Here is a 16,377-nt window from a genome sequence, read left to right on the forward strand (position 1 = left end):
TAAGGCTAGTTCCCTTTAAAAAATCTCCATGAAGTTCTTTCATTCTATTTTTTGAAAAAAATTCACAACTGTGCATATTTATGAGCAATAACCGCATAGGTGATTTTTTTTGCTAGTTTGGTAATATGTGGGTTTTTGCGATATTGGGCATAAACTGAATTTGGAATAGACAAGAATGCATCAACTTTGCGAATAGTAATATCTACACTGTCAACATGGTTGAAACCTAATTTAGGAATAATCCCAATGCCAATATTGTTAGCAACTGCCTTTAAAAGCATCTCGTTATTATCCACATCGATGCGTGTGAGCCCTTTAACTGATAATAACTTCTCATCGATTATTTTCCACAATTGCGAGTTTCGGCGGAAACTAATAACCGTTTCTTGGTTTAGATGTTGAAGCTGTAATGATTCATATTGATTCAATGGATGATTGCTCGGTAGTAACAGCACTAGCTCATTATGAAACAGAAACTCAGACTCTATATCTGCATTTTCAGTAATTAAATCACGTGAAAAAATAAGATCGACCCCACCCGCTAACAAGCGTTCATTTAAATCAACGGAATCATAACCTTCAATTACCTGAATATCAATATTCCCCATCGATTTAATTGTTTTCAAAAGCTCTACAATAAAGGAGTAGCAATATCCTGGAGAAAAACCAACTCTTATAACAGGTGCTTTCGTCATATTGCTTATCTCTTTTGCTTGAGTCATATAAAGAAGTATTTTTTGTGCATAAGCTTTAAATAATTCCCCTTCACTTGTCAGTACCACCTCATGCCCGATACGTTGAAAAAGCTCGCAGTCTACTATCTCCTCTAGCACTTTCATCCTTGAAGTAACAGTGGGCTGAGTTACATTTAAATAGTTTGCCGCTTTAGAGAAACTTTGCAGTTCAGCAATTGTAAGAAAGGTTAAAAGTTGATACTCATTCAACACGAACGTCTCCTTTTTTCCATTTCATTTTTGTGATGATTTAAAAATGTAAGGGTATTCATTTCCATTTTATTAATTATATATTAATTTTTTACAAATAAATAATCGTTTGTTCCTTTATATGCAACAAACTAGCATTATATAAAATTAATTTTTTAAATACATAGAAAAGTAAGAAAAAATCAATTGGAGTCTCAGAAAAACGCTATTTATACTAAAGATATAGTAAAAATGGATGGGGGGATGAATACAGGTGGCAGATGATAAACGATTGAGCGAAACCTTACATGACAATGTAGCAATCGTTACAGGGTCTGCTAGAGGGATAGGAAGAGAAATTGCTTACAAACTCTTATCTTCTGGAGCAAAAGTTCTTATATGCGGGACAGAAGATGATAATGCTGATCAAACTGCAAAAGAATTGAAAGCGTTAACAAATAGTGAGGTACGATCGTTCACAGGAGATTTAAGTAAAGAGGCAAATGTAGATGAACTTGTGCATTACACAATAGATACCTGGGGAAAAATTGATATTCTTGTCAATAATGCTGGGGGTGGTGTCATTCTCCCATTTTTAGAGCAAACGCCAACAACATTAACAGCAACAATCGATAGAAACTTATGGACCACTCTCTGGTGTTGCTATAAAGTTTTACCTCATATGGTGCATGAAAAGTACGGGAGAATTATTAATATTGGGGCCGATTCCGTAAGAAATGGATTATGGGATCATGCCGCCTACAATGCAGCAAAAGGTGGCGTTCATGCCTTAACCACTGGACTTGCCAGAGAATTTGCCCTATATGATATTACCGTCAATACCATTGCTCCTCCTGCAGTTGAATGTGAGGGATTAGATCGTATCCGTAAAAGGGATTCAGCATTGGTAGATAAGTATATTGAGATTATCCCTAAAGGAAGAGCTGCCTACAAGGAGGAAGTAGCTGATGCCGTGTGGTATCTCGGCACAAAAGGTGCCTCCTTTGTTACTGGTCAAGTCATCAGTGTTAATGGTGGTAGTAATATGCTCTAAATAAACGAGAAGGAGGTCACGGCTATGAAAGAGATTGTTAGAGATGATATAGAAAAAAATGAGTTTCTAGTACATCGCAGTGTTTTCACAGATAAAGAGATTCTCGCACATGAACGCGCAGAAATTTTTAATAAATGTTGGTTGTTCATTGGACATGAAACAGAAGTTGCGAAACCGGGTGATTATAAAAGAAAAAAAGTTGGTGGCCGGAATTTACTATTGGTCCATAGCCATGATGGGGAAATCCGGGCTTTATATAACACTTGTCCACACCGAGGGGCCCTTGTTTGCCGAGAGAATGAAGGAAATTCTCGTGTATTTCGCTGTTTTTATCATGCTTGGAGCTTTAAAAATGATGGCAAGTTGAATGGCATGCCTGGAAAAGATGGTTTTCCTGAAGATTTCAATGATTGCGGGTCGAAAGATATGAAAGCTGTTCAACGTATTGAAAGCTATCGCGGTTTTATCTTTGTGAATTTTGATTTAAATGCGGTGTCATTAGATGAGTATTTAGCTGGTGCAAAGGAGTATATCGATTTAGCCGTCGATCAATCAGAGTTCGGTCTAGAAGTAATGGGTGGTGTCCAGCAATATAGTGTGAGAGCAAACTGGAAGTTATTAGCCGAAAACAGTGTGGATCTTTATCATGGAATGCCTACACATAAGACTTATTTCGATATTAAGCATGCACAAGATCCTGAGATTCGAAAGGTCAAACTTGAGGGAAAAGGAAAAGATTTAGGCAATGGGCACGCCGTCATGGAATATGTTGCTCCTTGGGGAAGACCGGTTGCACAATGGACGGCTATTTGGAGCAAAGAATTAAAGGAAGATATGGAGAAGATGAAAGAGCGATTAGTTGAACGGTTCGGTGAAGAACGAGCAGAACGAATCGCTAGCTACAACCGAAATATTATTATCTTTCCTAATCTTGTGATTAACGACATTATGGCAATTACCGCAAGAACCTTTTACCCTATCTCACCTGGTTATCTTGAAGTCTCTGGTTATTCTTTGGCCCCAGTAGGAGAAAAAGATACGCATCGCCTTGCGAGGAATAATAATTTCCTAGAATTTCTTGGCCCGGGTGGTTTTGCCACACCAGACGATAATGAAGCATTAGAACTTTGCCAGGAAGCGTATACAAACAACTTTGAAGTAGAATGGAACGATATTTCCAAAGGGATGGTTCGTGGCGAAGACAATGCATTAGCAACAGATGAATTGCAGATGAGAAGTTTTTGGCGACAATATAACAAAATCATTTCTTCAGCCTTAAGGGAAAAGGAGGCTACCTTTTAATGATTATGCAAAGTGATTTGAAGCATGAAGTGATTGACTTTTTATATCATGAGGCGAAATTGCTTGATCAATGGAAGCTAGTCGAATGGGCTAATCTCTTTGCAGAAAACGGTACCTATATCATCCCTCCTATCGGGGAACCGGAGGCAAACCCATTAACGTCCTTATTCTATATACACGATGATCGCGCCAGACTAGAAGAACGTGCGAAAAGACTCCTAAAAAAAGAAGCACATGTTGAATACCCACATTCTACTACTTTAAGAAACTACCACAATATTATCGTAAAGATTGCCGACAACAACACAATTCATGCAGATTGTAACTTCACAACTTACCGTACAAAAAGGGAAGTTCTTGATATTTTTCTTGGCACAGCAAGTTTTGTCTTAAAAGAAAGCAAAAAAGGTTTTATGATCGAGCATAAAAAAGTCGTTCTCCAATTAGACAGTCTAAGACCTCAAGGAAAAATCAGCCTTATTTTATAAAATTTGTTTCATACAAGGAGGAAGTAAAATGGCAAAAACAATCGAAGAAATAATTAATAAGGACGTAGCACAAGAAAGGTTAGAGGCTTATCTTAAAACCGTTGCTCATCTGGGCCATGTTGAAATCACTGTAAACCGCTTTGAAGAATCTCTATGGTTCTTCACTGAGATTATGGGGTTAGTTGTAACGGAACAAACTGAAGAACGAGCCTATTTAAGGGCATGGCAAGATTATGATCACCATACTCTCATCCTACATGAAGGAAAGACATCAGAAGTGAACAGAGTCGGCTGGCGTGTAAGTGCCAAAGAATCGCTTTACCTTTTTGAAAAAGTATTAAAAGAAATGAGTATCGCATTTCAATGGGTTGAGGGAGGAGCAAAAAAAGCATTAGGTGATGCCCTTCATTTTCATTCTCCAGCAGGTGTACCGATTGAGTTGTACTGGGAAAAAGAATTATTTGTTACAGAAGATCCAAAAATTCAATCGCAATTACCTAGTCACCCAAGTAAATATCGTTCATACGGTGTATCTCCACGCAGATTCGATCATGTGAATATCATGGTAGACGATGTTAAGAAAGAACAAGAATGGTGGACGGAGCTTTTAGGTATTCACCACCGTTATTATATTGAAAATGCAGCTGATGTCCGCCTCGGATCATGGTTAAGCCGTACGAACATCGCTCATGAAGTTGCTTTTATGAGGAATGCCAACCAAGATGGAGCTAAATTTCATCATCTTGCCTATTATTTAGACTCTCCCGATGAACTCATTCGTGCAGCAAACATTATGGCAGAAAACGGTTTAAAAATTGAATGGGGTCCTGGGAAACACGGGACGAGTGGTGCACAATTCATCTATGTATTTGAACCATCCGGTCACCGAGTAGAAATCTGGACTGGCGGAATGCTCATCTTCTCTCCTGACTGGGAACCGATTCAATGGACCTCTGAGGTCGGTGAGTTAGGACTTGAAATGTGGGGAAGTAAACCACCTGAAACGTATTTTACTTATGGTACAAAACTTGGGAAATAAGAAAATGTTACCAATTAGTAGAGGAGCCACAAACTAATGGAAAATCTATTCAAGGTTGACTTTCATACACATGTTATTTCTGAAGACTTCCTAAACTTAGCGGAAAAATATGAGGATGAACGCTGGCCGATTGTGAGCAAAACTTGCAGTTGTGGAGCAAACATATTAGTCAACGGGAAGAACTTTAGAGAAATTACCGACCAAGCATGGGACCCCAAAAAGCGGATTGAAGATATGGAGCGAGAGGGCATTGATCTGCAAGTACTTTCTCCGATTCCTGTCACCTTCAGTTATTGGTCCGACCCTAAAAAAGGTCTTGAGCTTGCTCAGTTCCAAAACAATTTTATCGCTTCCCTTGTCAATCAACACCCTAGAAAATTCGTCGGGCTAGGTACTGTCCCCCTTCAAGATACAGTCCTTGCTATTAACGAAATGAAACGACTCCATCAGGAATTGAATCTTAAGGGCATTGAAATTGGCAGTAATGTGAATGGCCGGAATTTAGATGACCCTACCTTAGAGCCTTTTTTTTCCGCTGCCCATGAGCTAGGTGTACCTTTATTTGTTCATCCTTGGGATACTTTAGGGAAAGAACGCCTCCAAAAGCAGCAATTTATGTATATGGTTGGCATGCCTTCTGAAACCGCACTTGCTGCTGGCAGTATTATTATGAGTGGGCTGCTTGACCGCTATCCGAATTTAAAAATCTGCTTTGCCCATGGGGGTGGCTCGCTTCCTTATCTCATCCCGAGATTAGACCAAGGATATCAAGTATGGCCACATATACGGCAAACAACAAAACCACCGAGTGCCTATATTCAGAAGCTTTATTACGACGCCCTAGTTTATGACAAAGACAATTTAGCATTGATGATTGAGCGACTTGGAGCTGATCAAATCATCGCAGGCTCTGATTATCCCTTTTTATTACGTGAAACACCCTCAGGGAAAACGATTGATCAAGTGGTAAATCTCAAAGATGAAGATAGAAGAAAAATGCATGGATTGAATGCGATGAAATTTTTAGGTTTGAACATCAATGACTACAAAGCGACTAAGGAATCAGTGATAGAAAGATAAATTTGTTTACATGGTAACACCCCACAGAACAAAGTATTTCTACAGCTCTGTGGGGTGCTTTGTTGTTCATATCAATCTCGTAAAAACAACCATTGTCCCAGGAATCGCAATAATCATTATACTGAAAAGGATAATTAATACTTGGTTCGCGCTCAATTGCCACATACCTAAAGACCCTTGTCCAGTAATTAAGAATAATATCAAAATAACAACAAACAAAATAAAATAATTCGCAGTCATTGCCTTACCAATAATTACTTTTGCTCGTTCATCCCTAGGAAAAATATGAGGAGATAAATATGCAAAGAAAAGTTGACTCACACCCAATGCCAAGATCATGACAGAATCAACAAACTCCCCTCGAGCAAAATCTTCATAAGAAAAATAAATACCTAAAATAGTTAGTAACACACCTAAACTTAAGTACAGATAACGATTTTCTTTCGCTTTACCTACCATCTTCCCCACTTCCCTTTCAAAACAATCTAGATAATCATGCATTTGTTTATCCATATTAAATGTTAAGTTTACTTTACAATAACTGATTATGCAGAGCAAGGTACATTTGATCGTTCCGTGTACTTGATACACCGTTTTAATGAAATCTCTGTGAGCACAGAACCCCTATTTTTGCGGGAATGGATTGAATTAAATGGATGAAGATATTGTGAGTAGTTTTATCATGTCGGTCGCTTCACCTCAGTGAATCTGTACTTACTTTAGGCTAGGTGTTTTGGCAGATAACTTTCCTTTTCTAATGTGATCTACTGCTTTCATGCAAAAGAACGAATGTATCTATTGATGTATTGCGCGTATTTTGGCTTTCCACGCAATTGTGCTCGGACTTCCTTTCGCTTTTGCGCACATTTTGGATTTACGCGCAATTGCGCTCGGGCTTCCTTCGGCTTCTGCGTGTATTTTGGCTTTGCGCGCAATTCTGCTCGGACTTCCTTTCGCTTTTGCGCGTATTTTGGTTTTGCGCGCAATTCTGCTCAGACTTCCTTCCGCTTTTGCGCGTATTTTGGTTTTGCGCGCAATTCTACTCGGACTTCCTTCCGCTTTTGCGCGTATTCTAGCTTTGCGCGCAATTCTGCTCGGACTTCCTTTCGCTCTTGCGCGTATTCTAGCTTTGCGCGCAATTCTGCTCAGACTTCCTTCCGCTTTTGCGCGTATTCTAGCTTTGCGCGCAATTCTGCTCGGACTTCCTTTCGCTCTTGCGCGTATTTTGGTTTTGCGCGCAATTCTTCTCAGACTTCCTTTCACTTTTGCGCGTATTTTGGTTTTGCGCGCAAGTCGGATTCATGCTCAATAAATTTTGTCTTTCTTGATGTGATTCAGTAGAATCTTCCATTATCAGATACGCTGTTGAACCTAGTTAAGTACGCAGCAAAAGAATAATTATTTTTCTTATTTCATTATTTTTTTATTGAAAAACAATAAATAACCTGTTAAAGTAACATTAACAAAATTCGGAGGTATCCATTCATGTTTTTTTCCATACAACAGCTCGTACGATTTGGTTGGTCACAGGCGTTATCTTGTATTTTTCCAGTTGTTATTTTTGCATCATTGGCGATTACGCAGATCATCCCCCTCCCTCTATTACCAAGATACGATTGGCTCCTGCTCATTTGTATAGTGACTCAGTGGTTAATGATTCGCTCTGGACTTGAAACAAAAGATGAGTTGAAAGTCATCACTCTTTTTCATATCATTGGGTTGGCATTGGAGATCTTCAAAGTACATATGGGGTCATGGGCTTATCCAGAGGAAGCTTACTCGAAGGTTTTCGGGGTTCCCTTGTATAGTGGCTTTATGTATGCAAGTGTGGCGAGTTATTTATGTCAGGCTTGGCGAAGACTAGATGTTAAATTGATCAAATGGCCACCTTTTATATTGTCAGTGCCACTCGCTACAGCTATCTATTTAAACTTTTTCACTCATCATTTCTGGATTGATATACGTTGGTGGTTAGGCGCGGCTGTAATAGTTGTATTCTTCAGGACTGCGGTAGCGTATAAAGTTGGTCACAAGTTTTACCATATGCCACTGGCCCTCTCGTTTGTACTCATCGGCTTCTTTATTTGGATTGCTGAAAATATTGCCACCTACTTTGGGGCGTGGCAATATCCAAACCAAACAGAAGCATGGAGTTTGGTTCATTTAGGAAAAGTAAGTTCATGGCTCTTACTTGTTATCGTGAGTTTTCTGATTGTCGCGACTTTGAAAAGAGTGAAGGAAAAGCAACCTACCATCCGATTAAAAGTGGATGATTATGAATCACTTCACTCTAACAGATTAGGAGAAAACTAAACATATTTGCTCACACGTCTTAATCATTTTGTTTCCACTTGTGTGGGCATTCCCTGTTTGCCCACACTTCCTGCTCATTTGGTACCCTCTTGTGTGGGCATTCCTAATTTGCCATACTTCTTGCTCATTTTGTACCCGCTCGTGTGAGTATTACCTATTCACTCATACTTCCTGCTAATTTCGACTCATATTATGTGCTCACTCCCATTCCCCTTGATCAGTCTACCCGCTTGGCTTTATCTTTCATTACCTCTTGACTTATTTTATTTTGCCAACCTCCCTTTTTAGAACCCGCTGGTACCACGAAAAAGCACGAACAAAAAATTGCTCGTGCCTCCAATTTATCTAGATAAAAATCCTTTAGAGATTGTTTTAAAGATCTCCATACCTGACATAGCCCCGTAGCTGGCCTTTGTGTTTTTGGTTGGCGAGAGTGGTGTAATGAACGGGTGGTTAGATTTGATTAGGAGTGGACGGTCGAGTACAATTAGTTCCCCTGCTTCTACTCCCTTTTGTACCTCTACTGTATGGTCGAGTTTCATCCCCGTATCCAACTGTCTTCGTTCGACATAACCTCCAGCACCAAGGATATAGCTCACTTGTTTTTTATCTGTGTGTTTAATCGTTTTTACGGGAACAGTCGTTGCTCCCTGTACTTCATTGGTAACGATTTTTACGTTGACATGCTGGCCAAAAACGCTTGTTCCATCTTCTGGCTCGGTTAATTGTACCGTATACAAGTAGCTATTCTCCTTGCCAATCTCTGGTGTTTCTTCTGGATATACGGAAACGGTATCAATAGTCCCTTCTAATTGTTTATTACTATTTTCATATGTAATCAGGACCTTCATGCCCGGTAAGATTTGTTGCACTTCATCCTCTGTTAATTCCCCTTCGATTTTTTGCTCGTTAGAGATGATTGTGAGAATCGGATTTTCAAGCGTATGCTTTAGTTCCTTTACCGTTCCTGAAATCATGCTTTCTGCAGTGAGTTCTATCATGCTTGAATCAGCTGCGGTTAGCATTTCTTCGTATTTCTCGATTTCACTTTCCAACTTACTTTTATCCAATTCTTTATTCTCTATATCGCGAGCGATCGATTGTTGTATATACGCTGTGCTATCAAAGGGCTCTACCTGTACAATAATTGAATCATCATTTGGGGTCTGCAATTGCTGACTCGTACCTGTTGACGAAGCTGGCATTGTGTTTGATGTGGCAAGTAACTGTTCCATCTGAGAAATATGCTGATCTAAACTCGCCACTTCCTGATTGAGACGATCGATTTCCATTTGAAAAGCACTCTTTGTTGCATTAATATTTTGTGGGGAATATTCAAGTACGGCTGTTCCTGGTTCTACTGCCTGACCTTTTTCCACAAGAAAGCCCTGAAAACTCCCTTTATCTTGATCGTGGTAGAAAAACTGCTCTTCTTTTGGCATAAACATACCAGCAACAGGTAGCGTTTCTATTAAATCCTGTTCGTTGGCAACGGTCCATTTTGAAATATAGTTTACGCGGTTAATCTCTTTTTCACTTGTAAATATAAGTGTGATATTCAAAGCAATGAATAACGTAATCACTGCTGCTATCAAAAGCTTCCATTTCAGCTTCATGAGAGAACCCCTTCTTAAATAATATTTTCGAATTTAATGTATGAAAGTAAGGATGATATAACTGCAACAAATAAATAAAAACCTATTAAAGTCCAAATAATAAAACGTGGGGATCGCTCAGATAAGTGGCGATAATACTTATATGTAAGAATGATAGCCCATACTTTGAATAACGTAATATTGGCTAGAAAGAATATAATGAGCTCAATCGAAGTAAACGTTTGGGCGATAATTCCTAGTGAAAATATATTCGATTCAGCACTGATTCCTAAAAACAAATGTACTGGAATGAAAACTAATTTTTCTATTAAAAATATCATCGTAATAATCAGTTGTACAAATAATAATTTACGATAATCTACTTCTAATATAGTCCAAAAAAAGAGTGAAGGAATAAAGATAGCTAATAATATCCAGATGAGTCCCCATGTTACCTGTCCCACAGCAAAAAAAGTTTGATAGGCTTCATATCCACTCCTCGTTAAATCCGGCAATGATCTTGAAACATACTCACTACCTATACCGAAAAAAGCTGAAATGCCTGCAATAATGATACTCGCTAAAGTAAGCCAAACAACCGGTTTCCATAAACCGACAACTTCCTCCTCTTTTCCCAATTGATAAGCGACAAATTGCGGCTGTTTCAATCCACGGAAAAGAGGTACTCGTTCACTCATACTATGTCCCCCAAGCCAAAAATTTCTAGTCTATTTATATTGTAACTGAAAAATCATATATTTGAATAGTTTAAAGGTACCATTAAGGCACGAAAAACCCTTTTATGTCAAGGTTCGACACGATTCGTCATCTATCGTTCTTTTTACATAAATAGACCGATTAAGAAATGGATATTTTCGTTTGATTAAAGAGTATATTTTTACGAAAGCCGTTCTTTCCATAATCCTGCGGGCGGCTTCAACCTTTGCCTAGAAAATGGTATAATGGAGGAATGCTAAAAAGGTACAATAATTGATGTGAATGGAGTGAAGGCTATGGATAATGGGATTCCTGAGCGTTTTTTAGAGCCGTTAGAGGATATGGCACGCAAAGTGAAGGAAGAGCTAGACGCACACGCAGCTACTGATCAAGCACTTGTGCAAAAAGGGTTAATTCTATACCGTCAAGGGCTCGTGAAGCAGATTCGCTATGAGTCACACTCCATCACAGCAGCTGTATTAGATGTAAACCGAGTCCAAGTGTCCCTTAATATAGAAGATTATCATATAAGTCGTTGTTCTTGTCCTGCGGAAGATACTTGTAGACATATGATGGCGGTATTCTTTTATCTGTTAGCGAAAAATAACAGTGTTTCTAATTGGATAGAGAGTTGGCGTGCCCCCATTAAGGAACGGAAGACCTTAGCAGACCTTGGCTTGAAGCGCGCACGTGACCTTATGCAAACGAACCCAACAAAACAACCTGATTATGATAATTGGATTCGTACCTTTACAGAGAATTTCCAGCAAATCATGTATCAATCTGGACAATATCCAAAGCCATACGTCGTTTCTGATTTATTTTATATTTATTTACGAAAAATAAATGCCTATGCCCCTATAAAAAAAGAATGGAAATTGCTATACCAATTAATTGGTAGCATGCATACATTTATGCTACTCGAACAATTTGCCACTGAATGTAAACATAGTGAAAAGGAGATAGAACGCCATTATCTCCACCTTTTTCAAGACTTAATGGAAGAGTCCTCTGTCATGATGGAAAGACTTTCCCAGCAAACGGTCCCATTTGCCTTTGATCCATTTATCGAACGGTTAAGAAATGAAGCAACAGCCTTAATAGACCACCGTTCTGAGATAGTTCAATTTGAAAGAATTCAACTATACCGTAGACTTTGGACACAATTTTTCAAACAAAAGAGTTGGCGTGAAAAAGAGTTAGAGAAACTACGTACACTATATGAAACTGATGCCTCGCTATCATGTACTATCGGCATGGCCCATTTACATTTTTTACTACATGAAGATCAAAAAGTGTTTCAATTGATCGATGAGGGCGATTATGATTATACACCTTATTTCTTTTATTGGATATATCAACTAAATGCTCAAAAAGAATGGAAACGTGCAGAACAATATATCGAAACACTCCTTCCTTATGCAATTAAATACTTAGAGGAAGAAGATGACTTTCATAAATGCTCAGACCTCGTAAAAATGGTTTTAGAGGTCATTACACCTTATTGCCAACAAACAAAACGGAATGACTTATACGAAAAAGTTTTAACTGAAACATTACCTTATAGCTTTTATTATTACGATGATTTCTTATATGAATATGAACAATGGGAGAAATGGGTTGATCTCCAAGCACTGCTCAGCATCCGACTCACTGACATTTCACAAGAGCGGCTAGAGCGTCTTGAAAAAGCAGAGCCCACATTGCTACTTCCCTTATACCATCAAGCAATCCAACACGATATCCATTTAAAAAGTCGTGAGCAATACCGTCAAGCAGTGAAGAAAATGCAAAAACTTCGTTCACTTTATGAAAAATTATCATTGGCTAGTGAATGGGAACAATTCCTAGAGGAGCTGTTAGAAAGCACAAAACGACTACGTGCTTTTCAGGAAGAATGTAAAAGAGGGAAACTAATTCATGCTTAAAACGAGGATGATCTCCATACAAATAAATATGATTAAAGTAGATGCCTTTTTCATTTTTGCTAAAGATGATAAGGAAAGAACGATACCTCCTGTTGACTGGAAGCCCATGCTTTTTTACTCTCATAGCGAAAGCTTCTTTGGCACGATGATTAATGAAAAAACTATCGATGGTATCAGTGGTTTTCTTTTAGATAGTTGGGAGATTGTTACATTATTTTCCAACGAGCAGTTTAATCGTTTTATTCATTGGAAATGGGATGAAACAGCTGAGATTCTACTAGCTGCTGCTCCAATCCTCAAAGATTGCATCGATGAGCGTCAATGGATGCCCGATTTTGACGCTTGGGAAAGTGACCACTTTCGCTGGGCATTGCCAGCTGATGTCATTAATGAATTTCACCCTGATTTTTGGGAACAGTCATTGTTAGATGAACCAATCAAACCGATGATTCAGCAACTCTTCCATCATGCCCTTGACCATTATTTACAAAAAAACAAGCAGGCGAAAGCGGCGTTCGGAGAGAAGCTACTTGCTTTACGCAACGAATATCTCTCTGCACGAGCATTAGCTGCGTATTTTGATGAAGAAAAGTGGCAGGAATGGATAGGGATAAAAGAAATTCCTACACCATTTTCACTCGGGATTAAACTTGAGGAGCCAGCAGAAGATGACCTCACATGGTCCCTTTCCGTATTTTTAAGAGGAAGAGAAAATCCAGATCTCTTTGTTGATTACAAAGATGAAGGTAATTATCCTCCTGGTTGGCTCGATTACGAGAGGGAAGTAGACAAGGAAATGATTCGTATTCTCGAGATGTTTCCATGGTTAGAAGGAAAGAAACAACAATTGACCACTCAACTTACAGAAGAAGAAGCATGGTTATTCTTAACTGAAGCGAGTGAGACCTTACTTGCTCTTGACGTTGAAATCCTTCTTCCTTCTTGGTGGCAAGCAATGAAAAAGGCAAGCATGAATGTAAAGGCAAAGGTTAAAGCATCAAGCAGTCACAGGCCATCCTTTGTTGGATTGCAGGCTATGCTTGATTATGATTGGCGCTTCTCGATGAATGGTGTCGAACTATCTGAAGAAGAATTTCGGCAAATGGTTGAAGAGAAACGTCGCCTTGTATATATTCGCGGCCGATGGATTAAGCTTGATCCCCATTTTGTAAAGCATATTCAAAGTTTAATGAAGAAAGCCGAGCAAGAAGGACTTCATGTCCGGGATTTAATCGAACAAGAATTGCTCGGTGGGGAAAATGATGAAGATCAAGCACAAAGCCAGCGGGCATTCGCAAAAGTACAAATAGAATTAAATCGTCAATGGAGGAAGATGGTTAATCAACTACGGAATATTCATGATATCCCCATTGAGCCTATTCCAGCTGGATTGGCAGGTGACTTACGGCCCTATCAAAAACTCGGCATGAGCTGGTTATTATTTTTACGTTCGTTTAAATTTGGTGCCATCCTTGCTGATGATATGGGACTTGGAAAAACGATCCAACTGATTTCATATATACTGGCAGTAAAAGAGCAAGAGGACGGGAACCATACACAACCTGCCCTAATTGTCTGTCCTACTTCTGTTTTAGGAAATTGGCAAAAGGAATTTGAAAAGTTTGCCCCTGATTTAAATGTTTATCTTCATTACGGTTCTTATCGTGCCAAAGGAAAAGTATTAGAAAAAGCAGTGAAGGAAGCAGATGTTGTGCTTACTTCGTATGGGCTAACTCACTTAGATATTGATAGCCTAAAGGAAATCGAATGGAGTTCTGTAAGTATTGATGAGGCACAGAATATTAAAAATGCACAAACAAAGCAATCGCAAGCCGTCAGGCAATTACAGGGAACGCATCATATCGCCTTGACAGGAACACCCATGGAGAACCGTCTCTCTGAGCTTTGGTCCATTTTTGACTTTACCAACCATGGTTACCTTGGTAGTCTAGGTGCTTTTCATAAACGCTTTGTTCTTCCGATTGAAAAAGACCAGGATGAGGAAAAAGTTAAACAACTGCAAGCATATATTCGTCCCTTCCTTTTACGCAGAACGAAGAAAGATGAAGAAGTGGCGTTAAATCTGCCCGACAAGCTCGAACAGAAGGAATATTGTCCACTCACTTCAGAACAGGCTGCTCTTTATGAGCAATTGGTGCAAGATACATTTGCGCAGATTGAAAAGCTAACTGGTTTTGAAAGAAAGGGTCTTATCTTACAGTTACTTAGTCGCCTAAAGCAATTATGTAATCACCCAGCTCTCTATTTAAAGGAAAAAGTCGAAAATCATGCATTAATTTCCCGCTCTTCAAAATTAGAGAAACTTGATGAATTAATTGCTGCTGTCCACGAGCAAGGAGAAAGCTGCTTAGTGTTTACGCAATACATCGAGATGGGTCATATGATTCAGCAACTGCTTGAGAAGAAATATGGCTTTGAAGTCCCTTTTTTAAATGGCAGTGTGCCTAAAGGGAATCGTGATATCATGATTGAACGTTTCCAAAACAAGGAGTTCCCGGTCTTTCTTTTATCATTAAAAGCTGGTGGAACGGGGCTAAACCTTACCGCTGCAAACCACGTCATTCATTATGACCGCTGGTGGAATCCTGCTGTTGAAAATCAAGCGACTGACCGCGCTTATCGAATTGGGCAGAAACGATTTGTCCATGTCCATAAGTTAATATGCACAGGAACATTAGAAGAAAAAATTGACCGCATGCTTGATCAGAAGCAATCACTTAATGAACAAATTATTCAAAGCGAAGCCTGGCTAACAGAATTATCTACGGATGAGTTACGCGATTTGATCTTGCTGTCATAGTGTGTTGAAAAAGCTGCCTTATTCGGGCAGCTTCTTCTTTTTAAACCTTTAATTCCTGCCTATCTTTCTTATGATTACTTAAGAAGATAACCGCTTCGTTACACATAAATAGCGTTTGCTTCAATAACGGATCATTGATGGGAGTAGTTCTTTGGATGGGTGTGCGTTGTTGGAAGGAAACACGGTGGAAATCTTTAGAAGTTGGATTTGAGATTAATTGGAGGGCATCGTAAAAACTAATCGGACATAGAACTTCTTTTCTTTGGTAGACAAGAGGTTCATTCATAACTTCACCTCCTCTCTATAGGTATTTATGACCATTTCGACAAAGTTTGCTGAATATCCTTTTGGAAAATGGTTGTTTTTACTTTTTTAATTAGATGGCAGTTCGGATGGCAGTTCGCAAATGTGATGGCATGTCTGTATGGGTTGTGTTACGCTCTCATTTTTGTTATTGCTTCTGAGTGACTTGCTTAACCTATTTGCGTGGCGCTCTGCTCTGGGTTTTCTTCTGAATGACTCACAAACTCTATTTGCAGGGCGCTCAGCTCTGGGTTTTCTTCTGAATGACTCACAAACTCTATTTGCAGGGCGCTCAGCTCTGGGTTTTCTTCTGAGTGACTCTCAAATCCTATTTGCTACGCGCTCAGCTCTTGGTTTTCTTCTGAGTGACTCTCAAACTCTATTTGCAAGGCGCTCAGCTCTGGGTTTCCTTCTGAATGACTCTCAAACTCTATTTGCTACGCTCTCAGCTCTTGGTTTTCTTCTGAGTGACTCTCAAACTCTATTTGCTACGCGCTCAGCTCTGGGTTTTCTTCTGAGTGACTCTCAAATCCTATTTGCTACGCGCTCAGCTCTTGGTTTCCTTCTGAATGACTCTCAAACTCTATTTGCAAGGCGCTCAGCTCTGGGTTTTCTTCTGAATGACTCACAAACACTATTTGCTACGCGCTCAGCTCTTGGTTTCCTTCTGAATGACTCACAAACACTATTTGCAAGGCGCTCAGCTCTTGGTTTTCTTCTGAATGACTCACAACTCCTATTTGCTACGCGCTCAGCTCTAGTTTCCCTTCTAAGAGACTTGCTAATACCACTGGCCCTTATTTTCATTTAACTA

15 protein-coding genes are annotated in these 16,377 nt (G+C 39.3%); 8 read left to right on the forward strand and 7 right to left on the reverse strand.

What is annotated here, in order from left to right; translation table 11 throughout:
• Positions 1 to 62: 62 nt before the first annotated feature.
• Entirely contained in the window at positions 63 to 944 is an 882-nt protein-coding gene (locus MKY26_RS15685; protein WP_328198297.1) for a LysR family transcriptional regulator, read from the reverse strand.
• 253 nt (positions 945 to 1,197) lie between these two features.
• Here MKY26_RS15685 and MKY26_RS15690 point away from each other — a divergent pair, with 253 nt between their 5' ends.
• The 5 genes from MKY26_RS15690 to MKY26_RS15710 are packed head-to-tail and all read left to right on the forward strand — an operon-like array spanning position 1,198 to position 5,886.
• Positions 1,198 to 1,977, forward strand: coding sequence for an SDR family NAD(P)-dependent oxidoreductase (locus MKY26_RS15690; protein ID WP_340976779.1), 780 nt, complete (start codon positions 1,198 to 1,200; stop codon positions 1,975 to 1,977).
• Positions 1,978 to 2,001: 24 nt separating this feature from the next.
• Entirely contained in the window at positions 2,002 to 3,279 is a 1,278-nt protein-coding gene (locus MKY26_RS15695) for an aromatic ring-hydroxylating oxygenase subunit alpha (protein WP_341098098.1), read from the forward strand.
• A complete protein-coding gene (locus MKY26_RS15700) occupies positions 3,279 to 3,767 on the forward strand; it encodes an aromatic-ring-hydroxylating dioxygenase subunit beta (RefSeq protein WP_341098099.1) in 489 nt (162 codons plus the stop codon). Before MKY26_RS15695 ends, MKY26_RS15700 begins: the two co-directional genes overlap by 1 nt.
• Positions 3,768 to 3,795: 28 nt before the next feature.
• The gene (locus MKY26_RS15705) at positions 3,796 to 4,806 is read left to right on the forward strand and encodes a VOC family protein (RefSeq protein WP_340976786.1); all 1,011 of its coding nucleotides are present in this window, start codon (positions 3,796 to 3,798) and stop codon (positions 4,804 to 4,806) included.
• A gap of 36 nt (positions 4,807 to 4,842) precedes the next feature.
• Positions 4,843 to 5,886, forward strand: a complete 1,044-nt coding sequence (locus MKY26_RS15710) for an amidohydrolase family protein (protein WP_341098100.1) — start codon at positions 4,843 to 4,845, stop codon at positions 5,884 to 5,886.
• 66 nt (positions 5,887 to 5,952) lie between these two features.
• Here MKY26_RS15710 and MKY26_RS15715 read toward each other — a convergent pair whose 3' ends face one another.
• The 3 genes from MKY26_RS15715 to MKY26_RS15725 all read right to left on the reverse strand — a co-directional run bounded on the left by MKY26_RS15715 (position 5,953) and on the right by MKY26_RS15725 (position 7,025).
• Complete coding sequence (locus tag MKY26_RS15715) at positions 5,953 to 6,345, reverse strand: hypothetical protein (RefSeq protein WP_341098101.1); 393 nt, start codon at positions 6,343 to 6,345, stop codon at positions 5,953 to 5,955.
• Between the two features lie 314 nt (positions 6,346 to 6,659).
• Positions 6,660 to 6,872 carry a hypothetical protein gene (locus MKY26_RS15720; protein WP_341098102.1) on the reverse strand — a complete coding sequence of 71 codons (213 nt, stop codon included), beginning with the start codon at positions 6,870 to 6,872 and terminating at the stop codon, positions 6,660 to 6,662.
• Positions 6,873 to 6,878: 6 nt separating this feature from the next.
• A complete protein-coding gene (locus MKY26_RS15725) occupies positions 6,879 to 7,025 on the reverse strand; it encodes a hypothetical protein (protein ID WP_341098103.1) in 147 nt (48 codons plus the stop codon).
• A 346-nt stretch (positions 7,026 to 7,371) separates the two neighbouring features.
• Between MKY26_RS15725 and MKY26_RS15730 the strand changes: the two genes are divergently transcribed.
• The gene (locus MKY26_RS15730; RefSeq protein ID WP_341098105.1) at positions 7,372 to 8,199 is read left to right on the forward strand and encodes a DUF817 domain-containing protein; all 828 of its coding nucleotides are present in this window, start codon (positions 7,372 to 7,374) and stop codon (positions 8,197 to 8,199) included.
• Between the two features lie 341 nt (positions 8,200 to 8,540).
• Here the strand turns inward: MKY26_RS15730 and MKY26_RS15735 are convergent, their stop codons facing one another.
• Together MKY26_RS15735 and MKY26_RS15740 are read right to left on the reverse strand one after the other, a co-directional pair.
• Complete coding sequence (locus tag MKY26_RS15735; protein WP_341052451.1) at positions 8,541 to 9,815, reverse strand: efflux RND transporter periplasmic adaptor subunit; 1,275 nt, start codon at positions 9,813 to 9,815, stop codon at positions 8,541 to 8,543.
• A 14-nt stretch (positions 9,816 to 9,829) separates the two neighbouring features.
• Positions 9,830 to 10,492, reverse strand: coding sequence for a hypothetical protein (locus MKY26_RS15740; protein ID WP_095371628.1), 663 nt, complete (start codon positions 10,490 to 10,492; stop codon positions 9,830 to 9,832).
• A 315-nt stretch (positions 10,493 to 10,807) separates the two neighbouring features.
• Here MKY26_RS15740 and MKY26_RS15745 point away from each other — a divergent pair, with 315 nt between their 5' ends.
• Positions 10,808 to 12,439: an SWIM zinc finger family protein gene (locus tag MKY26_RS15745; RefSeq protein WP_341098106.1), complete on the forward strand. Its 1,632-nt coding sequence runs from the start codon at positions 10,808 to 10,810 to the stop codon at positions 12,437 to 12,439.
• Positions 12,432 to 15,260 (forward strand): DEAD/DEAH box helicase, encoded by a 2,829-nt coding sequence (locus MKY26_RS15750; RefSeq protein ID WP_341098109.1) that lies wholly within the window; start codon positions 12,432 to 12,434, stop codon positions 15,258 to 15,260. Before MKY26_RS15745 ends, MKY26_RS15750 begins: the two co-directional genes overlap by 8 nt.
• A gap of 40 nt (positions 15,261 to 15,300) precedes the next feature.
• On the opposite strand, the gene MKY26_RS15755 is transcribed toward MKY26_RS15750, so the two are convergent.
• Complete coding sequence (locus MKY26_RS15755; RefSeq protein ID WP_095371625.1) at positions 15,301 to 15,546, reverse strand: hypothetical protein; 246 nt, start codon at positions 15,544 to 15,546, stop codon at positions 15,301 to 15,303.
• Between the last annotated feature and the right edge of the window lie 831 nt (positions 15,547 to 16,377).

Origin of the sequence: Cytobacillus sp. FSL R7-0680, from assembly GCF_038009245.1 — a bacterium.
GTDB classification, from domain to species: Bacteria; Bacillota; Bacilli; order Bacillales; family Cytobacillaceae; genus Cytobacillus; species Cytobacillus kochii.